At 37.3% G+C, this 21,819-nt stretch carries 18 protein-coding genes, 1 other RNA gene, 2 pseudogenes and 1 riboswitch; of the genes and pseudogenes, 2 read left to right on the top strand and 19 right to left on the bottom strand.

The window, feature by feature from the left end:
- Nucleotides 1-77: 77 nt before the first annotated feature.
- The 9 genes from H1D32_RS19135 to H1D32_RS19095 form a co-directional block, all read right to left on the bottom strand.
- On the bottom strand, nucleotides 78-266 hold the full coding sequence (locus H1D32_RS19135; RefSeq protein WP_261179822.1) for a hypothetical protein: 189 nt from the start codon (nucleotides 264-266) through the stop codon (nucleotides 78-80).
- An 84-nt stretch (nucleotides 267-350) separates the two neighbouring features.
- Nucleotides 351-542 carry a hypothetical protein gene (locus H1D32_RS19130; RefSeq protein WP_071317955.1) on the bottom strand — a complete coding sequence of 64 codons (192 nt, stop codon included), beginning with the start codon at nucleotides 540-542 and terminating at the stop codon, nucleotides 351-353.
- A gap of 13 nt (nucleotides 543-555) precedes the next feature.
- On the bottom strand, nucleotides 556-1,035 hold the full coding sequence (locus H1D32_RS19125; protein ID WP_261179821.1) for a PRC-barrel domain-containing protein: 480 nt from the start codon (nucleotides 1,033-1,035) through the stop codon (nucleotides 556-558).
- A gap of 147 nt (nucleotides 1,036-1,182) precedes the next feature.
- Nucleotides 1,183-3,465, bottom strand: a complete 2,283-nt coding sequence (gene recD2 / locus H1D32_RS19120; protein ID WP_261179820.1) for an SF1B family DNA helicase RecD2 — start codon at nucleotides 3,463-3,465, stop codon at nucleotides 1,183-1,185.
- 27 nt (nucleotides 3,466-3,492) lie between these two features.
- Nucleotides 3,493-4,158: a tetratricopeptide repeat protein gene (locus H1D32_RS19115; protein ID WP_261179819.1), complete on the bottom strand. Its 666-nt coding sequence runs from the start codon at nucleotides 4,156-4,158 to the stop codon at nucleotides 3,493-3,495.
- Nucleotides 4,159-4,330: 172 nt separating this feature from the next.
- Complete coding sequence (gene mnmA / locus H1D32_RS19110; protein ID WP_261179818.1) at nucleotides 4,331-5,434, bottom strand: tRNA 2-thiouridine(34) synthase MnmA; 1,104 nt, start codon at nucleotides 5,432-5,434, stop codon at nucleotides 4,331-4,333.
- A gap of 18 nt (nucleotides 5,435-5,452) precedes the next feature.
- Nucleotides 5,453-6,595: a cysteine desulfurase family protein gene (locus tag H1D32_RS19105; protein ID WP_261179817.1), complete on the bottom strand. Its 1,143-nt coding sequence runs from the start codon at nucleotides 6,593-6,595 to the stop codon at nucleotides 5,453-5,455.
- A gap of 136 nt (nucleotides 6,596-6,731) precedes the next feature.
- Nucleotides 6,732-7,151 (bottom strand): cysteine metabolism transcriptional regulator CymR, encoded by a 420-nt coding sequence (gene cymR, locus H1D32_RS19100; RefSeq protein ID WP_261179816.1) that lies wholly within the window; start codon nucleotides 7,149-7,151, stop codon nucleotides 6,732-6,734.
- 30 nt (nucleotides 7,152-7,181) lie between these two features.
- On the bottom strand, nucleotides 7,182-7,775 hold the full coding sequence (locus tag H1D32_RS19095) for a YczE/YyaS/YitT family protein (protein ID WP_314733458.1): 594 nt from the start codon (nucleotides 7,773-7,775) through the stop codon (nucleotides 7,182-7,184).
- 171 nt (nucleotides 7,776-7,946) lie between these two features.
- Between H1D32_RS19095 and H1D32_RS19090 the strand changes: the two are divergent.
- A pseudogene (locus H1D32_RS19090) lies at nucleotides 7,947-9,271 on the top strand (AAA family ATPase).
- 108 nt (nucleotides 9,272-9,379) lie between these two features.
- Here H1D32_RS19090 and H1D32_RS19085 read toward each other — a convergent pair.
- The gene (locus H1D32_RS19085; RefSeq protein WP_261179815.1) at nucleotides 9,380-9,976 is read right to left on the bottom strand and encodes a class I SAM-dependent methyltransferase; all 597 of its coding nucleotides are present in this window, start codon (nucleotides 9,974-9,976) and stop codon (nucleotides 9,380-9,382) included.
- A 264-nt stretch (nucleotides 9,977-10,240) separates the two neighbouring features.
- Here H1D32_RS19085 and H1D32_RS19080 point away from each other — a divergent pair, with 264 nt between their 5' ends.
- Nucleotides 10,241-10,894, top strand: a complete 654-nt coding sequence (locus H1D32_RS19080; protein ID WP_261179814.1) for an RsfA family transcriptional regulator — start codon at nucleotides 10,241-10,243, stop codon at nucleotides 10,892-10,894.
- Nucleotides 10,895-11,735: 841 nt separating this feature from the next.
- Here H1D32_RS19080 and H1D32_RS19075 read toward each other — a convergent pair.
- The 9 genes and pseudogenes from H1D32_RS19075 to aspS form a co-directional block, all read right to left on the bottom strand.
- On the bottom strand, nucleotides 11,736-12,455 hold the full coding sequence (locus H1D32_RS19075) for a LutC/YkgG family protein (protein ID WP_261179813.1): 720 nt from the start codon (nucleotides 12,453-12,455) through the stop codon (nucleotides 11,736-11,738).
- A gap of 1 nt (nucleotide 12,456) precedes the next feature.
- The gene (locus tag H1D32_RS19070) at nucleotides 12,457-13,887 is read right to left on the bottom strand and encodes a LutB/LldF family L-lactate oxidation iron-sulfur protein (RefSeq protein WP_261179812.1); all 1,431 of its coding nucleotides are present in this window, start codon (nucleotides 13,885-13,887) and stop codon (nucleotides 12,457-12,459) included.
- A gap of 13 nt (nucleotides 13,888-13,900) precedes the next feature.
- Nucleotides 13,901-14,620, bottom strand: a complete 720-nt coding sequence (locus tag H1D32_RS19065) for a (Fe-S)-binding protein (RefSeq protein WP_261179811.1) — start codon at nucleotides 14,618-14,620, stop codon at nucleotides 13,901-13,903.
- 179 nt (nucleotides 14,621-14,799) lie between these two features.
- Complete coding sequence (locus tag H1D32_RS25690) at nucleotides 14,800-15,864, bottom strand: L-lactate permease (RefSeq protein ID WP_314733457.1); 1,065 nt, start codon at nucleotides 15,862-15,864, stop codon at nucleotides 14,800-14,802.
- Nucleotides 15,865-15,881: 17 nt separating this feature from the next.
- Entirely contained in the window at nucleotides 15,882-16,604 is a 723-nt protein-coding gene (locus tag H1D32_RS25685) for an L-lactate permease (protein WP_314733456.1), read from the bottom strand.
- 469 nt (nucleotides 16,605-17,073) lie between these two features.
- A complete protein-coding gene (locus H1D32_RS19055; protein WP_261179810.1) occupies nucleotides 17,074-17,835 on the bottom strand; it encodes a tRNA threonylcarbamoyladenosine dehydratase in 762 nt (253 codons plus the stop codon).
- Between the two features lie 206 nt (nucleotides 17,836-18,041).
- Nucleotides 18,042-18,219: non-coding RNA, 6S RNA (ssrS, locus tag H1D32_RS19050), on the bottom strand.
- 109 nt (nucleotides 18,220-18,328) lie between these two features.
- Nucleotides 18,329-19,579: a homoserine dehydrogenase gene (locus H1D32_RS19045; RefSeq protein WP_261179809.1), complete on the bottom strand. Its 1,251-nt coding sequence runs from the start codon at nucleotides 19,577-19,579 to the stop codon at nucleotides 18,329-18,331.
- 84 nt (nucleotides 19,580-19,663) lie between these two features.
- Nucleotides 19,664-19,833: riboswitch (SAM riboswitch) on the bottom strand.
- A gap of 199 nt (nucleotides 19,834-20,032) precedes the next feature.
- A pseudogene (gene aspS / locus H1D32_RS19040) lies at nucleotides 20,033-21,819 on the bottom strand (aspartate--tRNA ligase).

The raw sequence follows: 21,819 nt of genomic DNA, 5'->3' as shown, positions 1-21,819 counted from the left end.
CATTTATTTTTTTATAAGATATAACTTTACACTCTTAACTAAAAAAGCCCCTAGCCTTGACTAGGAGCTTCTTTCATTTAAGAAAATGTACGCATCATACGTTTTTGAATTTTTTGAATTGTACGCTTCGAAGGCATCATTTCTGCCATTTCAATGTTGTTCGTCATTGGTTCCATCATTCGCATCATTCTTTTGCGACGTTTTGGATCCATCATTGTAACAGCAGCGGCCCCTAATCCGATCGCTAATAATGTTGTTGTACGCATTTCATTCACCACCAATTATAGAGTGTCTTCCTTTGACTTTTGGTCAAACTACTTCCCCTCTAACACTTAATGTACGAACGATTGTTAGCTGCTTTCCACGCTCATATCCTCATCCTCAAAAAGATCATCAAGTGAGCTTAAGCTCCCGTCTTCTTCAACTTGGTGTAGTGAAAATCGCCCGTTCACGATAGTTAATTCAATAAAACAATGCCAGCAATAATATTGATTTGTACCAATTTTTCCAATATCCTTCCCTTTGCAATTAGGACAACGCATCGCAGGGCCTCCTTTAACAATTTAAATCGATGACGAGAACTTCTTCACCAACTGTTAAAGGAGTTGTCGATTTCAACACTCGTTTCCCCTCTTTTAAATCAGCGATTAGACCGTCTGTCACCTCATACCCTACGATATTGCCCAAATTTTCATTAAAATATACATCTTCTACCAAGCCCAACTTTTCCCCTTCGGTCGACATTAATGTCTTCCCAACAATTTTCTTTGTCCCATTATGAAGAGAATAGAATGGAAACTGTTTTTTATCAAAAGTGGATAGCTCTTTAACGTCATCAATAATTAAAGCATCATGTCCTATTGCATGAATATTTTCTAACGGTACAAAAAGATGGCGATTTAACCAGCCATTCTGATCAATTAAAAAACCTTCGACATGTGTTTTATGAAACAATAAATCGATCACTTTGCCAATTTCTTTTCCACCAGTTAAAGAAATAACGGGTAAACCATTAAGAACGGAAAACGTTCGCAAAGTTAATCCCCCACCTTTCCGAACATTTATATAGTTTGTTATTCCTCAACTAAACATGCTAAGTAACTACTTCCAACTGAGTGATGAGTTTTGAATTTGGAGTTTTGAGTTATTCTCGGTAAACCTTCGAAGCATTGCTAAAAAAACTCAAAACTCCTCACTCAAACTCATAACTGCCATCAGTTTCTCCCTTAATTTCGTATTACGCTTCATCTCATTTTGTTGCTGGATTGCTGTCTCGAAGGCCTTTACTTCCCCGCAAAGGATTAAATACTCTTTTGCTCTTGTAATTCCTGTATAAACTAAATTACGACGAAGCATTCTGTGATACCCTCTGACAATTGGCATAATGACAATGGGAAATTCACTGCCCTGTGACTTATGAACACTGCAGCAATAAGCTAATGTAATTTGATTTAGATCTTGTTTTGTGTATGTAACTTCAATTCCCTCGAAAGAAATAACCACTTGGTCTTGCTTTTCAACATTTTCTTTGGCGTAAAAAATAGCAACGATTTCCCCTCTATCGCCATTAAATACGTTTTCTTCAGGATTATTAACAAGCTGTAAAACGACATCACCGACTCGGTATGAAACTTCACCAAAAACAATCTCTCGCTGTTTTTCTTGTTTTGGATTAAATATCTTTTGAAGTGTTGTATTTAATGCTTCAATACCAGCATTACCACGATACATAGGCGCCAACACTTGTATTTCCTTTGCCGTATAGCCTTTTTTTAGCGCATTTTGGCAAATTTGCGTAATAACTGAGATAACTTGTTCTTGACTGCATGGGAAAAAACGTCGGTCTACCTTGGCTTCTGTTATGTCCTCAGGTAAATGACCTTCTTTCATTTTGTGTGCTAACTGAATGATCGAGGATTCTTTTGCTTGGCGATAGATATCAATTAAGTTTACTGTCGGTATTACATTTGAATGCAGCAATTCACTTAACACTTGGCCAGGGCCTACTGACGGTAACTGATCTTCGTCACCTACTAGGATGACCTGAATCGTACTTGGCAAAGATTTAAACAACTGGTTGGCGAGCCAGATATCTACCATCGAAACTTCATCAACTATCAGTAATTTACCCTCTATTGGATTATCCTCATCTTTTTCAAATCCTGAATGACCACCCTTCCAACCTAACAGACGGTGAATGGTTTCAGCAGGCAGACCAGTCGCTTCAGACATTCGTTTTGCAGCTCTTCCAGTAGGGGCAACCAAGATAATTGGAAAGGGATTGTTTTTTCCGTAATCTCTTTTATTTAATGAAAGCCCATGAAGCTTTGCATAAGATTCAACAATGCCCTTAATCACTGTCGTCTTACCTGTTCCAGGCCCCCCTGTCAAAATCATAATTCCTGATTTAAGCGCAGTTTTAATTGCCTCTTTTTGAGACGGAGCATATTCAATTTTTAATTCTTCCTCTGTCTCACCAATTGCCTTTAGAAACTCTGCTTCAGGGAACTCTTCAATTTGAGTATCGTCAGTTAAAAGTTTACTTATATTTGTAACCAGACCCTTCTCAGCAAAAAATAAAGAAGGTAGGTATACATTTTCCCCCTCAACAATTAGTTGTCCTTCTTCTTCTAAAAACAACAATTGCTGCTCAACATCTTGTCTTGAGATTGAATACGAGAAATCGCTAAGTAGCTTAATGGCTCCTCCGATAAGCTCACTTCTTTCGATATAAACGTGTCCTTCCTGCAAAGACATTTCTTGGACAATATGAAGGCATCCGGCATGGATTCGTTCAGGTTGTTCTTTCGTAAAACCAAGCACTTGCCCTAAAGCATCTGCTCTAGCAAAACCAATCCCTTCAACGTCGTAGATGAGTTGATATGGATTAGTTTTCACTACTTGAAGCGTCTCATCCTTATAAGCTTGGAATATCCTCATTGCCAGTTGTGCACCGAATCCAAATTTATATAGCTCTATTAAAACCTGTTCAATCCCTTGATGTTCAATCACTTGATTGTAAATCAATTGGATTTTATCATCTTTTAATGTCGGAATTTTTTTCAATACATTTTTGTCTTCAATAATTTTAGAAATCGCTTGCTCGCCTAAAGTTTGAACAATAGCTTCAGCTGTCTTTCGTCCAATTCCTTTAAAACGATCACTGCTCAGATAACGGACGATTCCCTCTGTTGTTTTTGGTATCTCTTTTTCAAACGAACTCACTTGAAATTGTTCACCGAACTTAGGATGGTCAATTTTTTTCCCATAGAACGTATATAAATGTTCTTCGTCTAGCTTTGGAAGGGTCCCTACAATCGCAATTACCTTATCAGATAACTCCACATTTGTATCGTGTACTTTTACCCTTGCAACGGTATAAAAATTCTCTTCATTCATATAAACAACGGTAATTAGTTCCCCTTTTATATAGGGTTGGTTCTCATTTGGAGTTTCAATAATCATTCGTCATAACCTCTTCCAGTCCAAGTATTATTCTTCTTGGAGTAAAGCCTCTAGCTGTTTTTTCCCATTTCCAGCTAAAAGATGGTCTGGTTGTATTTTCAACGCCTCTTCGAACATCTTTAGTGCCTTTTTTCCTTCTTCCTTAAACGCAAACGCAACTCCTAAATTGTAATAAGCATCGGCATGGTTCTCATTTAGTTGAATAACTTTTTCTAGAGTTGCAATAGCTTCATCAATTTGCCCGGTTTGTGCTAATGTAATCCCGTATTGAAACAAGGCATCAATGTCGTTTGGGTTTTTCTCAGTAGCTGTTAGAAAATTGGCTAGCGCGTAAGGAAAGATCCCCATATTCGAATAGCAAAGGCCTAGCATAAAGTATGCATCTGCTTCTACTAAGCCATTAGCGATCGCTTCTTTAAACATTCCAATCGCTTCTTCAAATTTATCTTGTTCAAAATAAGTATTCCCTGCACCGTAATATGCTGTGGCCATTGTCTCATCAAGTTCAATTGCCTTATGATAGAAAGTAATCGCTCGATCTTTTTCACCAATGATCGAAAGGAGATGACCAAAGTTCACATAAGCTAGTGGATCCCTAGGATTTTCGTCAATTGCTTCATTTAGTAGTTTCGCTGCTTCCTCAAGTTTTCCTTCTTGAATTAATTGTGCAGCTTCGATTTGTTTATTATCCATTTTCAAATCTCCTTATTTTTTAATAACGCTTACTGGTTGTTGGTTAGTTGGTTGGTTGGTTAGTTTGTTAGAAAAGCCCTGAATAGTTACTCTCCGAAGAGACACTAATGGAAAAAAAGACTGTCTCAAAGGCACATTGAGATCAGTCCACTTACCCGATAAACCCTAGTTTTTATACAGACTTTATTACCTTATCAATTGTGCCTCCACCTAGGCATTCATCACCTTGATAAAACACTACTGCTTGTCCTGGTGTAATTGCGCGTTGCGGTTCATCAAAAATTACTTTAAGATTTCCATCGTCTTCACGATAAACTGTTACGCCATTGTCTGGCTGACGATAACGGAATTTTGCAGTACAATAAAATGTTGCTGGTATCTCTTTATCACTTACCCAGTTTACTGTAGTCGCAATTAATCCTTCAGAATATAAACTAGGGTGATGGAAACCTTGAGCAACATAAAGGATATTTCTTTGGAGATCTTTTCCAACTGCAAACCATGGTTCTCCTGATCCGCCGATCCCAAGCCCATGTCTTTGACCTAGCGTGTAGTACATCAAACCGTCGTGACGTCCCTTAACTTCCCCTTCAAGGGTTTGCATTTCTCCCGGTTGCGCTGGTAAAAATTGCCCTAAAAACTCTTTAAAATTACGTTCACCAATAAAACAAATCCCTGTACTGTCTTTTTTATTTGCAGTAGCAAGTTCCGCTTTTTGGGCGATTTCTCGTACTTCTTTCTTTGGTAAATTTCCAATTGGAAACATTGTTTTTGATAATTGCTCTTGTCCTAAAGCATTCAAAAAATAGGTTTGGTCTTTATTATCATCGACGCCACGAAGCATTTTATATTCGCCGGCTCGATATTCTACTCTTGCATAGTGCCCTGTTGCTAGATAATCGGCCCCAAGGCTCACTGCATGCTCTAGAAAAGCTTTAAATTTAATTTCTTTATTACACATCACATCTGGATTAGGTGTTCTTCCTGCTTTATATTCTTCTAGGAAATATGTAAATACTTTATCCCAATATTGCTTTTCAAAATTAACAGCATAATATGGAATACCAATTTGATTACAAACACGGATCACGTCATTGTAATCTTCCGTTGCTGTACAAACACCATTTTCATCCGTATCGTCCCAATTTTTCATAAAGATCCCAATTACATCATAACCTTGCTCTTTCAAGAGGTATGCTGCAACCGATGAGTCAACTCCACCAGACATCCCTACAACAACTCTTGTGTCTTTAGGGGCTTTTTGATTTTGTTGCATGACCTCACCACCTCTCAATTACTGTTTAATTCTCTGAATAATTTTCACTGTTTCTTTAGCAACTTGCTCTATTTCCTCTAACGTATTTCCTAATCCAAAACTAAACCTAACTGCGGACATTGTTCTTTGTTTATCGTTAGGAAACATCGCTGCTAAAACATGGGAAGGCTCTAAACTTCCTGCGGTACAAGCGGAACCACTCGAAGCAGCTATCCCTGCTAGATCTAAATTCACTAGGAAGGACTCTACTCCAACTCCATGAAAACTAACATTTAAGATATGTGGTAAACATTCGTTATCGTCTCCATTGATCTCAAAGTCGAGATTATGATCAGAAAACAACGTTAACATTCTTTGACGAAAAGCAAAATATTCTTCTCTTCTTGCTTCTCTTTTTTCAAAGGCTATTTTAGCTGCTTTCTTCAATCCCACAATTCCAGCAACATTTTCTGTTCCAGCACGTCGCTTTCTTTCTTGATCCCCTCCAAATAGATTTGGATAGATCTTTTTAGTATTTGTTGCATAAAGAAAGCCTACACCTTTCGGCCCGTTTACTTTATGAGCAGATACACTTAAAAAATCGATATGCAGTTTTTTCACATCGATATCTTCAATACCATAAGCTTGGACAGCATCAGTATGAAAGGCAATTCCTTTGTCTTGTAAAAACTCACCAATTTGTAAAATTGGTTGGATCGTACCTACTTCGTTATTCCCATACATAATAGAAACTAAGATCGTATCCTCACGTACTGCTTGTTTTAGTTCATCTATAGATATTTTTCCTGAATGATCGACGGGTAAATATGTAACCTCAAACCCCTGTTTCTCTAAATGGGCACACGTATGCAAAAGAGCATGATGTTCAATTGCAGTCGTGATAATATGCTTTCCTTTATTTTGATTGGCCATCGTAAACCCGATGACAGCTAAATTATCAGCTTCAGTCCCACCACTCGTAAAAATAATCTCTTTTTCAGTGGCATTGATCGTAGATGCTAAATAAGCTCTAGCCTCATCAATTGCTTGTCTTGTTTTTCGTCCGAAGTGATGAATGCTAGATGGATTTCCAAAGTCCTCATAAAAATAAGGAAGCATTGCTTCGACAACCTCCGGATGAGTTGGCGAAGTAGCAGCATGATCTACATATATAGATTTCATGATAATATTGGCACCTTCTTACTAAATTCAGTTATGAGTTATGAGTGTTGAGTGTTGAGTTAATATCAGCTAAGCTTCGAAGCAAAGCAAAAGACAACTCATAACTCAAAACTCAACACTCTAAACTTATTATGGACTAAATATAAAACATATAGTATTCTTGCTTTCCTTTATCTTCGTAGTTAGCTAAGTCATCTAGTGTGGTATTGTCAAGAACATCTTTGACCGCATCGCGGATTTTAATCCAAAGATCTCGTTTTGCTGGTTCTTCATCCTCTAGTACTTCTACAGGGCTAATTGGTCCCTCTAGCACTCGAATAATATCTCCAGCCGTTATTTTATCTGCATCTTTCGCAAGCATGTAGCCACCATAGGCACCTCGAACACTTTTTACTAATGAAGCATTTCGAAGTGGCGCGATCAATTGCTCTAAGTAATGTTCTGACAAATCATAATCCTTCGCTATGGATTTTAATGATACTGGTCCTTCACCGTGCTTCTTTGCTAATGCCATCATGATCGTTAACCCGTAACGCCCTTTTGTCGATATTTTCAATTTTAATCCCTCTTTCTATCATTCCATCTACTAAACGTTGACATTGTGGCAACGTAAACCTACAACATTACCAATCGCTAAGCTAAAAACGACGGTTCCAACAAATACAGGTCCCCCTAAACTCCAACCAATAATTAATACGACAATTTCCATTACAAATCGTACATGCTGAACTTTCCAGCCACTTTTTTCAGTAATAGCAATCATCAAACTATCCCTAGGACCGGCTCCACATTTGGGAGCTATATATAAACCAATGCCGTAACCACAGATAATTACTCCGATTAAAAGCATAACATATTGTCCTACTATTGTGGCAGGAGTATCAATAAAAATTCGAAAGATATCAATAAACACACCTACAAGCATCATATTAATAAAAGCACCTAGCTGGGGCCATTCTTTCGTTAACAAACTTGTTATTGATATTATACAAAATCCTATGATAATTGACCATGAACCCACTGTGAGTCCCAATTGCTTCGTTAATCCTATGTGGAGGACATCCCACGGAGCAACACCCAGATCCGCTTCTATCATTAAGACAATTCCTAATGACATAATAAGTAACCCAGCTAAAAAAATAAGCCATCTCCTACCCAATATTCTTTTGTCAATCCCCACAGTATGTCATCCTCTCCAAGTCTGCAATTAATCTGTCTTTTTTTTCTTATCAATTATAGCACGATTTACAAAATCGAAGGAAAGAATGAATAACTTGAAGGTAGATAATCATTGCATTTCACGAAAATCTCAGTTATTCTGACTCAAAAGACTCTTAAGGAGTAGAAAAAAGTGGATTTATTTAATTATTCTTCTCAAAAAAGTGAACAACTAAAAGGTCCTTTAGCTAGTCGGATGCGCCCTAGAACAATTGATGAAATTATAGGGCAAGATGACATCCTTGGTAAAGGAACGTTACTCAGACGAGCTATCGAAGCCGACCGATTAACACCGATGATTTTTTTTGGACCACCCGGTACTGGTAAAACAACAATTGCTAGAGTCATTGCAAATTCAACCTCTGCTACATTTGAACAATTAAATGCTGTTACAGCTGGTATTGCAGATATTAGAAAAGTAATTGAAGTAGCTAAAGAACGATTAGTTATGTACGATAAAAAAACCGTGTTATTTATCGATGAAATCCATCGCTTTAACAAAGGGCAGCAAGATGCTCTATTACCAAATGTAGAAGACGGTACAGTCATATTAATTGGTGCGACAACCGAAAGTCCGATGTTCGAGATCAATCAAGCGTTGCTATCTCGTTCTCGACTTTTTCAATTAAAACCTCACACCGATAAAGACATTAAAAAATTTTATCTGTCGCACTAAATGACAAGGAGCGAGGGTTTGGAAACTATCAAATCCGAACTTCCGAAGAAGCCTTAAATCATATTGTCAATGTAGCAAACGGTGACGCCCGCTCTGCGTTAAACGCTTTAGAGCTTGCTGTACTTACAACAAACCCTGATGCTGACGGTACGATATCAATTACCCTACAAATCGCAGAAGAATCTATTCAAAAACGGATCGTGCGCTATGATAAAAAAGGTGACAACCATTATGATACAATTTCAGCATTCATTAAAAGTATCCGGGGATCTGATCCTGATGCTACTCTTTATTGGCTCGCAAAAATGCTTTACGCAGGTGAAGACCCAAAATTTATTGCAAGAAGGTTGTATGTACACGCTGCTGAAGATATTGGATTAGCAGATCCTAATGCACTCCTTATTGTGCAAGCAGCTACCTTTGCTGTAGATTTTGTTGGTATGCCTGAAGCGAGGATACCGCTAGCAGAAGCAGCCCTTTATTTAGCAACCGCCCCAAAAAGCAATGCAGTAATAGTCGGCATCGACAGCGCTCTTGAAGCTGTAAAAAGAGAAAAGACAGGTGAAGTTCCCGTCCATCTGCGAGATGCTCATTATAGAGGTGCAAAAGAATTAGGCCATGGTATCGGTTATAAATACCCTCACGATTACGAAAAAAATTACGTACCACAACAATACTTACCTGATCATATGCTTGGAAAGAGCTTTTACAAACCTTCAGACAATGGCTACGAAATGACTGTTTCAAAACGACTTCATTATTTTGAACAAAGGAAGAAATAAGGTTTGAGGTTTGAGTGTTGAGTTATGAGTGTTGAGTTTCTAGCAAAAGCTTCGAAGCTTTTCTAACACAACTCATAACTCATAACTCATAATTCATAACTCATAACTCTAAACTGTTTTTTGAATGACAGCTTGAATGACATGGCTTAATCCATGGTGATGTTCCCCTTCGTATCGCTCCACCTCGCCATAAAAAAAGTGAATGAATTTCCAACCTTTGAATTCATCAAGAAATATATAAGGATTAAATAACAAATCGATATCTTTTGGTCCCCCAGTACCGTATTCTAATTGCTCAGTAGAATAAACTTCTGTTATAAATAGGCCCCCTGGCTTCAGTGACTTTTTTATTCCAGCCAAAGTTCTTTCTTTAATAGATTTAGGAAGATGTCCAAATACATTTATAACCGTATCCCACTTCGCTTCGTCCCATTCCACGTTTCCTAAATCATTTAGTTCCGCTCTAACATTGACACCTTTTTGGATTGCCAATGCTTTCGTTTTTTCAACACCTACTTTTGAATAATCCCAAGATGTTACGTTATTTTCTAGCTCAGCTAGATATACCGCATTTCTGCCTTCACCCTCGGCTATAGTCAAAATGTCACCTTTATCTATTTTCAATCCCCACTCCTTAATAAAATGATTAGGTTCTGTTCCGTAGTAATAGCCTTCTTCACTAAATTTTTCATCCCAAATATTCACTTTTTGCAACTCCTCTTCTTTAGTTTCTACTATTTTATCCGATGAACTTATTTTATTCCATCTATTATGCCTCTACTCCCAAAGTAGTTTGGGAGAGACAAACAGGGGTGAAATCTAGTTAAAATGACAAGAAATACAAATAATGGTCGTTTCCTGTGTATATTTCTAAGTAATACTGGCAAAAGTATTACTAACAATTATATTTTTTCACATTTTAATAATGGGTAGAAAAATAGAAACGAATAATAAGGAGATGAATTTTAAATGAAAATTAGACAAGATGCTTGGTCGTCTGAGGATGATTTACTACTTGCTGAAACTGTATTGCGCCATATAAGAGAGGGAGGCACGCAGTTAAAAGCATTTGATGAAGTTGGCGATGAATTAAATCGAACTTCAGCAGCATGTGGCTTCCGTTGGAATGCAGTAGTTAGAAATCAATATAATGAGGCAATAAAACTAGCAAAAAAACAGAGAAAAGAAATGAAGCGCAGATTATCTTATAAACCTACTACTACTATTCATACTCAAATGGAAACTGCTATGATGCCAACAATGACAGCTTCTGAGGTGAATATAGGCAACTACCAACAGCCACAACAAAGTATTAGTCTAAAGGACGTACTTAACTTTATTCAATCATTGGCTTCAAAAGAAGGTAGTTCATTAGAGTTAAGAAGAGAAAACGAGAAATTAATGAAAGAAAACTTGCAATTAATGACTGAGAAGAAAGAATTAGAAACTAAGCTTTCTAAACTCGAAAACGATCACCGAGTCGTTGAAGAAGACTATCAATCATTAATTCAAATTATGAACCGTGCTCGTAGAATGGCATTGTTACAAGATGAAGAAGAGCAGGTACAAGCACCGAAGTTCCGAATGGACAAGAATGGAAATCTTGAAAAAATTGCAAAATAATTTTTTAAGGCTTTTTTCGTAAACATTTGTTGCTTTTAGGTCGTCTTTTGAAAATAAATAAGCTTTTTTGGGACAAATTAATTTGTCCCAATGGCTTATTTATTCTCAAAAGCTTCAGGCAAAGCGTGAAGAACCAAGCATTCGCTTGGTTACGACCTAAAAGATTAGCAACAATCTATAGAAAAGAGGCAAAAAAAGCATCCAAATGGTAATGAGTTCCGTTTCCTATCACAACATTAAAATGCAAGTCCAAATGAGTGCAGTTTTACACTCAATTTTTATTGGTGTAAAGCCATTTGGGTAGGGATAACATAAAAAATTGTATAGTGAAATGCACCCCAGAATGTAGGGGTATAATGGCTGTTTTACCCCACAATTTTAGCCTCAAATTGATATACATTTATCTTACAAAAAATTAAAAATAACCGGAGGTTTTCCGGTTAAATTGCAGATAGAGTTCGGTTCAGGGGAAATAAGCGGAGATTTTCCGGTTAAGCAAAGCAAAATCACCCATTTTCACGTTTTTCGAGTAAATAGTCGGAATTATTCCGTCTATTTAAGCTATTTTTAATGCTATTTTTTTAATAAAGGAAATTTCTCCGCTTATTTATGAACCCCTGCTGATTCCCACATCTGGTTCCGTTCTTTTATGGTTGGGGAAGGAGCAAAGGATTGGGGGCATTCAACAGGCAACCAAAAAAGGCTCAGAATAGTGAACTGAGCCTCTTTTGGGTTGCTAAAAGAGATACAAAAGACCCTACAAATTGGGCTACATTTTCGATTGTTTTCGGTTTTTGCGACAGGAAACTGAACCCGTTATCCATTTGGATGCTTTTACTATTTATTTATCCTCGACAATAATATAAGTCGCTTGGATTGGGCCATGAACACCTACAACTAAGTTTAACTCGATATCAGCACTATTGCTTGGTCCTGAGATAAAGTTAATACAAGAAGGTAAACGCCCAGCTTCTGCCATTTTATGAATCTTAGTAGCAGCTTGCGACATACGTGGAACGATTGTGCTTTTCGGAATAATAGCAATATATGTTGCAGGAAGTAGACTAACAGATCTACCTTTTCCTTTGTCACTAAATAAAACTACAGATCCTGACTCTGCTAATGTGATATCTGAGAACGTAATTCCGATATTTGCACGTTCGGCAATCGTAATATTTTCTTCACCTATTGAAGGGTCCCAAACATGAAGTTCATTTCCTTCAACACTAGCAAATTCCTCAAATACCTCAGTTAAGTTATAGTCGTTAAAACGAGGATCTTTCCAGTTTACAATTGATTTCCCACCAAGTTCAGCAATGGCTTCTTTTAATACGTTTGGTAATGTTTGTGTCGTTGCACGTTTTGCTACTGTATGAATTCTTTGACATTGGTCCTCTAATTGAGCTGCAAGCTCGTCTTGAGACATGCCTTTGAACACTTCATATTGTGGACGATGCTTCCACTCAGGTCTGACAACACCAGTAGTTTTTCGATCTCTTCCTAATGAACTTGCGATTTTGTTTAAAAACTTTTCTTTATTATAAACTGTTCCAACTGTCATCTTAATTTCCTCCCTTGTCACGGTTTTCAAACCATGTTCTGAACTTATCTTTTCCTTTGCTTAGTTCAGGAAGGTCGCGGATATCAGTCCATAGTTTTACTGGTCCTGGACCATCAGTAATAAAGCCATTTTTCGTGAATGGACCCATGACAGAAGGTGCAGATTTTGTTCCAACACTATAAACAGCTGGTGAAGAAGCAGCGAACGCATAGCCTTTCATTGCTAACTTTTCAGCAAAAGGCGCTTTCCCTTCTTGTTCTACCATTACACGACGATGCTCTATTAAAAGGTTATGCAATGGAATTTTTACAGGACACACTTCAGTACAAGCTCCACATAAGCTTGATGCGTAAGGTAATTCCTTCCACTCATCATAATCCCCTAATAATGGATTTAAGACTGCTCCAATCGGACCTGGATAAATAGAACCATAAGAATGTCCACCAATATGACGATACACAGGGCAAACATTAATACAGGCCGCACAACGGATACATTGAAGGGCACTTTGGAATTGTGTTCCTAGAATTTTTGATCTGCCGTTATCAACAATGACTAAATGAAATTCATCAGGTCCGTCTACGTCGCCTTCTTCTTTTGTACCAGTTAAGCCAGTAACGTAACTCGTTAGTTTTTGGCCAACAGCGCTTCTAGCAAGCATACTAATAAGAATGTCTAATTCTTCCCATGTCGGAACAATTCTTTCCATCCCCATAACTGTAATTTGCGTTTTAGGAATCGTTGTCGCCATCCTTGCATTCCCCTCGTTTGTCACAAGCGAAATTGATCCTGATTCTGCTACGGCAAAGTTACAACCAGTAATCCCAACTTCAGCTGTTAAGAAATCCTTACGGAGCTCTTCACGGGCGAAACGCGCCATTTCTTTTGGGTCACTTGTTTTCTTGTAGCCTCTTTTTTCAGCAAATGTTTCACGAATTTGCTCTTTATTCTTATGAAGAGCCGGTACAACAATATGTGATGGTGGATCATGATCGTCTAATTGGAGAATCCATTCTCCTAAATCACTTTCGATTACTTCACAACCTATAGACTCAAGTGCTTGGTTCATACTGATTTCTTCAGTAACCATCGATTTTGATTTAATAATCTTCTTCGCATTTTTACTAGAAACTACACCTTTAATATAATCGTTAGCTTCTTCAGCAGTCTCAGCAAAAAAGACATGCCCACCATTTTTTGTTACATTTTCTGTTAACTGTTCTAAATAAAAATCCAAGTTTTCAAGTGTGTGCTGACGAATTTCTTCAGCAAGGTTTCTCCAATCCTCCCAATCACCTAAGGCACTAATTGAATCTAACCTACGGCCTTGCATACGCTCTTGAGCACCTGCAACCGCCTTCCGCATAAAGTCATTATTTATTCCTTTTTCAACACGAGTAAAGAACTTATCATCACCTGTTTTTATCCCCATTTACTTCACCGCCTTATCGACTATTAAGTACTTCTGCAATATGCATCACTTTAATTGGTTTTCCTAAGCGATTGATACGACCGCCAATATTCATTAAACAGCCTAAATCCGCTCCAACTAAAACCTCTGCTTCTGTTTCTACTATGTGCTGAACTTTCTCATCGACCATTTGTTCAGAAATTGGTATCATCTTCACAGCAAATGTACCACCGAACCCACAGCATTGTTCTTTATTTGGTAGTTCAGTATACTCTAGGCCTTCGACACTTTTTAATAAAGTCAACGGCGCTTCTTTTACACCTAATAAACGCGTCATATGACAAGATGTATGATAGGTAGCCTTCGCATTAAGTTTTGCTCCAACGTCAGTTACCTTTAAGACATCAACAAGGAATTGGGTTAATTCATACGATTTGTTTTTTAACTCTAGTGCTTTTTGTTTCCACTCTGCATCATCCTCAAATAAATGAACATATTCATGTAGCATTGTTGTGCATGACCCAGAAGGAGAAACCACATATTTTGCATCTTTAAAAACGTTGATCATATGCTTAGCTACTTCTTTTGTTTCACGGTGGTAACCACTATTAAATGCCGGCTGCCCACAGCATGTTTGTTTTTTTGGAAAATCAACTTCACAACCAAAGCGTTCAAGAAGCTCAACTGTACTTTGGCCTACAGATGCTGGATAAACAACATCTGCTAAACAGGTTAAAAATAACGAAACCTTCATATAAATCTTCCCCCTAATCATTAGTTATAATAGATGACCCGGTCATCAGACGACCTAGGCGTTAAAAAAGCGAATAGTTATTATTCGTTTTAAGTGGCACGGATAAAATTATATTACCCCAACCTATTATACAGAATACTAGGTTGGGGTACAGTGATATTTTGCACAAATTAACTAAATTAAGCGGCTTTTTTTTGCTCTTCGTCCATTTGTTTATTCTTTTTAATTCCAAGCATAATTGCATAGATAAGACCTGCAACTACCGCAACAAGAATAATTGAACCTACGTTAAACCCAAATCCATATAGATACACATAACCTAGAGCACCTGCGAATAATACGTAGTAAGTCATAGGAATTAAGGTCTTACGGATCATTGAACCTTCGCGACCTACAACACCAGCAGCAGCGGAAGCCGCAACTACGTTATGAACGCAAATCATATTACCAGCTGCTCCACCGATTGCTTGAAGTGCAACGACAATTGTAGCACTTGCACCTACACCGATAAGTCCTGCTGTTTCATATTGGAAACCGGCAAACATCATGTTTGAGATTGTATTACTTCCAGCAACGAATGCTCCAAGAGCTCCAATAATAGGTGATACGATTGGCCATTGAGCACCGAATAAATCAGAAGCTCCTACAGCTAATTGGAAAGGCATTGTTCCGAAATCATTTGTTGCAACACCTGAGTTAATAAATACCTGAACCATTGGTACTGCGAAAATTAATGCTGTTGCTGCACTTACAGTTGTTGCAAACGATTCTTTTGCTGCTTTCGTAAACGAACTTGCTTTCATACCGTATAGTCCAACACAGACTAACGATACAACAACCAAGATTGTCGCTGGTAAATATAACGGCGTTGATGAAACGGCAATTCCAGTATCGAACATTCCTTTTTCATAACCAAGAATTTTAACCAAGTCAATCTTAACTGCATCTGACTGTAACCATGCTTTTAATGGTAATTGGTTAAGGCGTGTTAACACTAGTAACAATCCTACTAAAATGTAAGGCACCCAAGCAGCTACCATTGAAACTTTCTTACCAGTAAATGCATTTTTATCAATTTTTAATTTTCCAGACCATTCTGGATCCCAGTTTTCTTCTTTATCAAACTGCCAAGTGTGTTTTGGAATTAAGAAACCTTTTTTAGCAGCCGGAACTACGATTGCTAAACCAATTAGTCCACCGAATAAAGATGGGAATTCAGGACCTAATAAATTTGCGATGATCATATAAGGAAGTGTAAATGCTAAACCTGCGAAAATAGCAAACTTCCAAAATTGCCTAAACCTTCTGTAAATGATTTATTCTTACCGAAGAACTTTGTTAACATTGCAACCATGACTAATGGTACAAACGCACCAACGATCATGTGTAAAACTGAAACTTGACCAGCAATGACAAGTAATGTTGCTGGAAGATCTGCAATCGTTCCACTAGTAGCTAGTGGGTTTAAAGCATTATTAACACCTACAACGATCGGTGTACCGATTGCTCCAAATGTTACCGGTGTTGATTGAATAATTAAAGCTACTAATACTGCTCCCATTGCTGGAAAACCAATTGCAACTAGTAGTGGCGCCGCAATTGCAGCTGGCGTACCAAAACCTGATGCACCTTCGATGAAAGAGCCAAACAACCAAGCAATAATGATCGCTTGAACACGACGGTCAGGTGAAATATCTGTAAAGCCTTGGCGAATTGTATTTAATGCTCCGCCTTCTTTTAGTGTGTTTAATAGTAAAATTGCTCCAAAGACGATAAATAAAATATCTAATGATGTTACAATCCCACGAAGCGATGCTGCCATTACTTGATTCATTGGAACGTTCCAAACGAACAATGCTACTGCAGCTGTGATTAAGAAAGATAGTGGCATTGCACGACTAGCTGGCCAACGTAAAATGACCAAGAAGAGTAATACTGATAAAATTGGTACTAATGCTATGATTGCTAAAAACCCTGTACTCAAAAAAATTCCCCCTTGATAGTAATTGCAAATGATCATCGGATAACAATAGATTTAGTATCTCCTCTATAATCTATGATAATATCCTAAAATCCCCATTTCGTTGATAACCTTATCTTCTGGTCATCTGATGATTATTTGTAAGTGCTTTCATTATATGAAAAGTTAAATTATTTATCAATACAAAGTTCAAAGAAATTCCACAAAAACTACTAATTCATTCATTAGTAAAAATATAAGGTCAAATAACTATCGTTTTTTGTATAAAAACACAAAGAAAGGACGAAAGTTATAACAAAATTGTACTAAAATGGTAATAAATTGGAGGTTGTTATGAGTTTTTCATGTATCAGGTTAGCTAGAAAAGCAAATTATTTGAAAAAAAGTAGGAAAGATGGTAAAGGAGGATATTGGTAATGGAGATGTTGAATTTGTCCTTTTAGGGAAACAAATTCAACATCCAATTTTTCGGCTATCTTTGGATATGAATATCCTTAAGTAGGGTAGTAATTACGTGACCAGCCATAATCAACCCTGATACAGATGGTACGAACGCATTCGAGGACGGAGGCATTTTGGCTTTTCTGACCGGAGACTCTTCCTGTGCTTTGGAAACAATTTCTTTTCTAATTTCTTCACGAATTTTAATCGGTTGTTCATCAGAGAAAACGACGTTTATCCCTTTATGAATTCCTTCTTTTCTTAGTTTTGTCCTAACCACTTTTGCAATTGGATCATAGCTTGTTTTAGATATGTCTGCAATCCGAAGTTTTGTGGGGTCCAATTTATTAGCTACCCCCATGCTTGAAATAATAGGAATTTTCCGTTTTAAACATTCTTTCATTAAATGAATTTTATATGAAATCGTATCAGAAGCATCTACGACAAAATCAAGTCCATATTCAAAAAAAGCTTCATACGTCTCTTCGGTGTAAAACATCTTTAGAGCAATTACTTCACATTCTGGATTAATATCTGCAATTCTAGCCTTCATTAAATCTACTTTAGGTTGACCTACAGTTGAAAGTAGCGCATGAATTTGCCGATTTACATTTGTTATATCGACGTCATCTTTATCTACTAGCACTAGCCTTCCAACACCTGACCTCGCTAATGCCTCTGCGGAGAAAGACCCAACACCACCGATACCTAAGACAGCAACCGTACTGTTTCTTAAAAGTTCTAAACCATCATGACCGATAGCGAGTTCATTTCTAGAAAATTGATGTAACATTACTTTTTCTCCTTCCAATCCCTATTAATACGATAGGAAATCTAAACTACACGAATAAAAATATATCATATGCAGTATAAAATGTAAATTTCCCCTTTCGGACTACAGCTATACATAGGCTGATGCTCCACTCTAATTCCTTTGATTAAGATATAAGAAAAAACCTAGGAATAGTTCCTAGGTTTGTCATTTCCAGTAAAATAAAATAGAGTCCCGATATGCCGTATAACACATAGTTTTGAACCTGCCTCAGCAGGTGGGTGCTTTGTTTAACTCTTTGTACTTCCTCTCGTGAAGGCTTGTATGCCAAGCTAAAACTTCAAGCTCCCATATTAAAAATGTTGGCTCAAAACGTATAGTATCCTACGAACACTTCAGGACTCATTTGTTATTTCAATAATATCATGATTTATTTTGAATTCAAGTTTGCTTAGAAATACTTTATATAAAAGTGAACTTCTGAGAAATAAACAAGCAGAATGTTTTCTTACTATTACAATGCTTTCAATTGTTTGTTCGCCTTTGTTTTTTGAACTTTCCCATTAACTCGCAATACCGGATAAAACTCTACTTTTTCATTAGCGGTATTGTTTAATGGAATTAACTCATTTATTGTGACTAACATTGCAACTTTTTGATTATTGTCAAATTGGACAACCTCTTCTACTGAGTGTATTATCTCTTTTAAGGTATGATAAACCTCTGTTTCATTATTTGTATCAAAAACAAGCAAAAACTCTTTGCATTCTAATTTACTTATTTTTTTTAATTTCGGAACACGTGGTTGGTTCCCACTTTTCTGTAGTTGATGAAGAAAGTCTTCAATCATACTTGTCGCTGTCGGCCTTTTACCAGCTCCTGGTCCTGATGCGAAAAAATTACCTAACCAGTCTCCTTGTAAGTATACTCCATTATTCTCATTTTCAATAGACGCCAACGGGGATTTCGCATCTACAAAACATGGAGAAATTGAACCTTTGATATCGGTTCCATCATAATATGCTTCAGCAATATACTTAAGTTTTAAATTGAAGTATTCACCAGCTTTAAAATGGCAGCTCTTTAAATGAGACATTCCACTTCTTTGAAACTGCTCAGGCTTTGGCCAGCTTCCAAAACAAAGCCTACATAGTATTTGTAGCTTATATAAAGCATCAAATCCTTCAATATCAGACGTAGGATCTGCTTCAGCAAACCCAAGCTGTTGTGCTTCTTTTAATACCGTCTCAAAATCATCGCTACCCGCTTGCAATCTTGTAATAATGTAATTTGTAGTACCGTTTAAAATCCCTGAAATCTTTTCAACAGAAGTCCATTGTAATTGACTTTTCAGTGTATTAATAATGGGAATCCCACCAGCAACTGTAGCCTCGTAGCCAATAAATGTTTCGTTTTTGTATGCTAAATTTTCTAGATTTGATCCGTGCTTAGCTACTAGCTCTTTATTTGCTGTAACAATCGGAACCTTTTTACTTAATAAAAACGTAATGTAATCTAACGCAGGTTGCTCACCACCCATGGCCTCAAAAACAACATCAAATTCATAGCTAAAAAAATCGTCAGGAGAATCTGTAAATAACTCACTATTTTTTTCACCTAAATAACGCTTTTTGTCCCTAATCAGTATTTTTTCCACAGTAATTCTTGTTCCTAAAATACTTTCTAAATAAGGTAACGTATCTGTAATTCCTTCATATACCCCAGAATTTACTGTTCCAAAGCCCAGTAAACCAATCTTAAGCAATGACATCATCTCCTTTTCACCATGGAAGAACTTAATTTAGCCAATAAAAAAACCTTTCCAGATAAGGAAAGGTTTTTGTGCCTTAACTTATCTTCCAGAGCTAGCTAGTAGCTCTGCTGAAATTAGCACCTTGTTTGTTAAAGCGAATTGTCTGCGCATAGAAGCGTACAATTTACTCTATCGGTTATCCAATGGATACCTAAACAGGTTGCCGGGCTTCATCGGGTCAGTCCCTCCGCCTCTCTTGATAAGTGATATTTATTTGTTGTGTATTTTACCGTTATAATAATCAGAGTTTTTATAAAATTCAAGTAAAAACAATATACCATGTTCTAGAAGAAATGTAAAATGTAAAATTGCAGTTTTGAGTTTTGAGTTTTGAGTTTTTGAATGTATTGCTTCGAAGCTTTACTTTCACCAACTCATCACTCTGCACTCAAAACTCATAACTAATTAAGCTTCAACCTTCTCTTCTTTCTTAGGCACAACGGATAAGTTTAGCTCCTTTAATTGTGCCTCACTTACTCCACTCGGTGCATTAGTTAACAAGCAACTTGCACTCGCTGTTTTCGGGAAGGCAATGGTATCACGTAAATTTGTTCTACCAGCAAGGATCATGATTAAACGATCTAACCCCAGTGCAATTCCGCCATGTGGAGGTGTCCCATATTCAAAAGCTTCCATTAAGAAACCAAATTGATTACGTGCTTCCTCGTCAGAAAAACCAAGAGCTTTAAACATCGTCTCCTGTAGCTCGCGTTCGTAAATCCGTTGTGATCCACCACCAAGCTCGTAACCATTTAACACTAAGTCATAAGCTTCTGCTCGTACTTTTTCAGGTGTGCTAACTAGTAACTCGAGATCCTCTTTTACTGGTCGAGTAAATGGATGATGTTCGGCAACATAGCGTTTTGCATCTTCATCATACGATAAAAGCGGGAATTCAGTTACCCATAAGAAGTTATATTTTGATTTATCGATTAGATTTAATTCTTTGGCAAATTTTAAGCGAAGTGCACCTAAGCTATCAAAAACGACTTTCTTTTTGTCAGCAGCAAAGAATAACAAATCTCCTGTTTCAGCGTGAATAGCTGACCGCAATTCCATTTGCTCTTCGTCTGACAAGAACTTGGCAATTGGGCCTTTTAATCCGTCTTCTTCAACCTTTAACCAAGCAAGACCCTTCGCTCCATAAATCGCAACGAATTTCGCTAGTTCATCAATCTCTTTACGAGAATACTTCGTTGCCCCACCTTTGACATTTAACCCTTTAACAATTCCACCATTTTCGATAGCTGAAGTAAATACTTTAAAACCACAGTCTTTGACAATATGAGAAAGTTCAACTAGTTCCATGTCAAAGCGAGTATCCGGCTTATCCGAACCGTAGCGATTCATCGCTTCATCATAAGAAAGTCTTTGGAACGGAGTTATTGCATCAATACCTTTAACTTCCTTCATGACTTTACTCATCATCTCTTCCATCATCGCTAATAAATCTTCTTTGTCCATGAAAGAAGTTTCAATATCGACTTGGGTAAATTCTGGTTGGCGATCAGCACGTAAATCTTCATCGCGGAAGCAACGAACAATTTGATAATAACGCTCAAAACCAGAAACCATTAATAACTGTTTAAAAATTTGTGGAGATTGTGGCAATGCATAGAACTCTCCATGGTGAACACGACTTGGTACTAAATAATCGCGCGCACCCTCTGGTGTACTCTTTGTAAGCATAGGAGTCTCAACTTCTAAAAATGCATTTTCGTCTAAATAGTCACGAATTAACTTCGATGTTTTATGTCGTAACATAAAAGTAGCTTGCATCTCAGGGCGTCTTAAATCAAGATAACGGTATTTTAAACGGACGTCTTCGGATGCTGTCGCATCATCTTCAATTAAAAATGGGAGTGATTTTGATTTATTTAAGACCTCTATTTTCGATGCTAAAACTTCTATTTTACCAGTTACCATTTTTGCATTTACCGTTGATTCATCACGCGCTATAACTGTTCCTTCAACATCAATGACATATTCATTACGGATTTTATTAGCAACTTGGTGAGCTTCTGCTGAAATTTCAGGCTGAAATACCACTTGGACAATACCTGAACGGTCACGTAAATCAATAAAAATAACTTGCCCTAAATCACGGCGTGTTTGTACCCACCCTTTAGTCGTACCTTTTCGCCGATTGCCGGCTCTAACACTTCTCCACAGTTATGCGTTCTTCCAATCAC

It is taken from the genome of Anaerobacillus sp. CMMVII (assembly GCF_025377685.1).
Classification (GTDB): Bacteria; Bacillota; Bacilli; order Bacillales; family Anaerobacillaceae; genus Anaerobacillus.
This window is presented reverse-complemented; position numbering and strand designations above follow the sequence as displayed.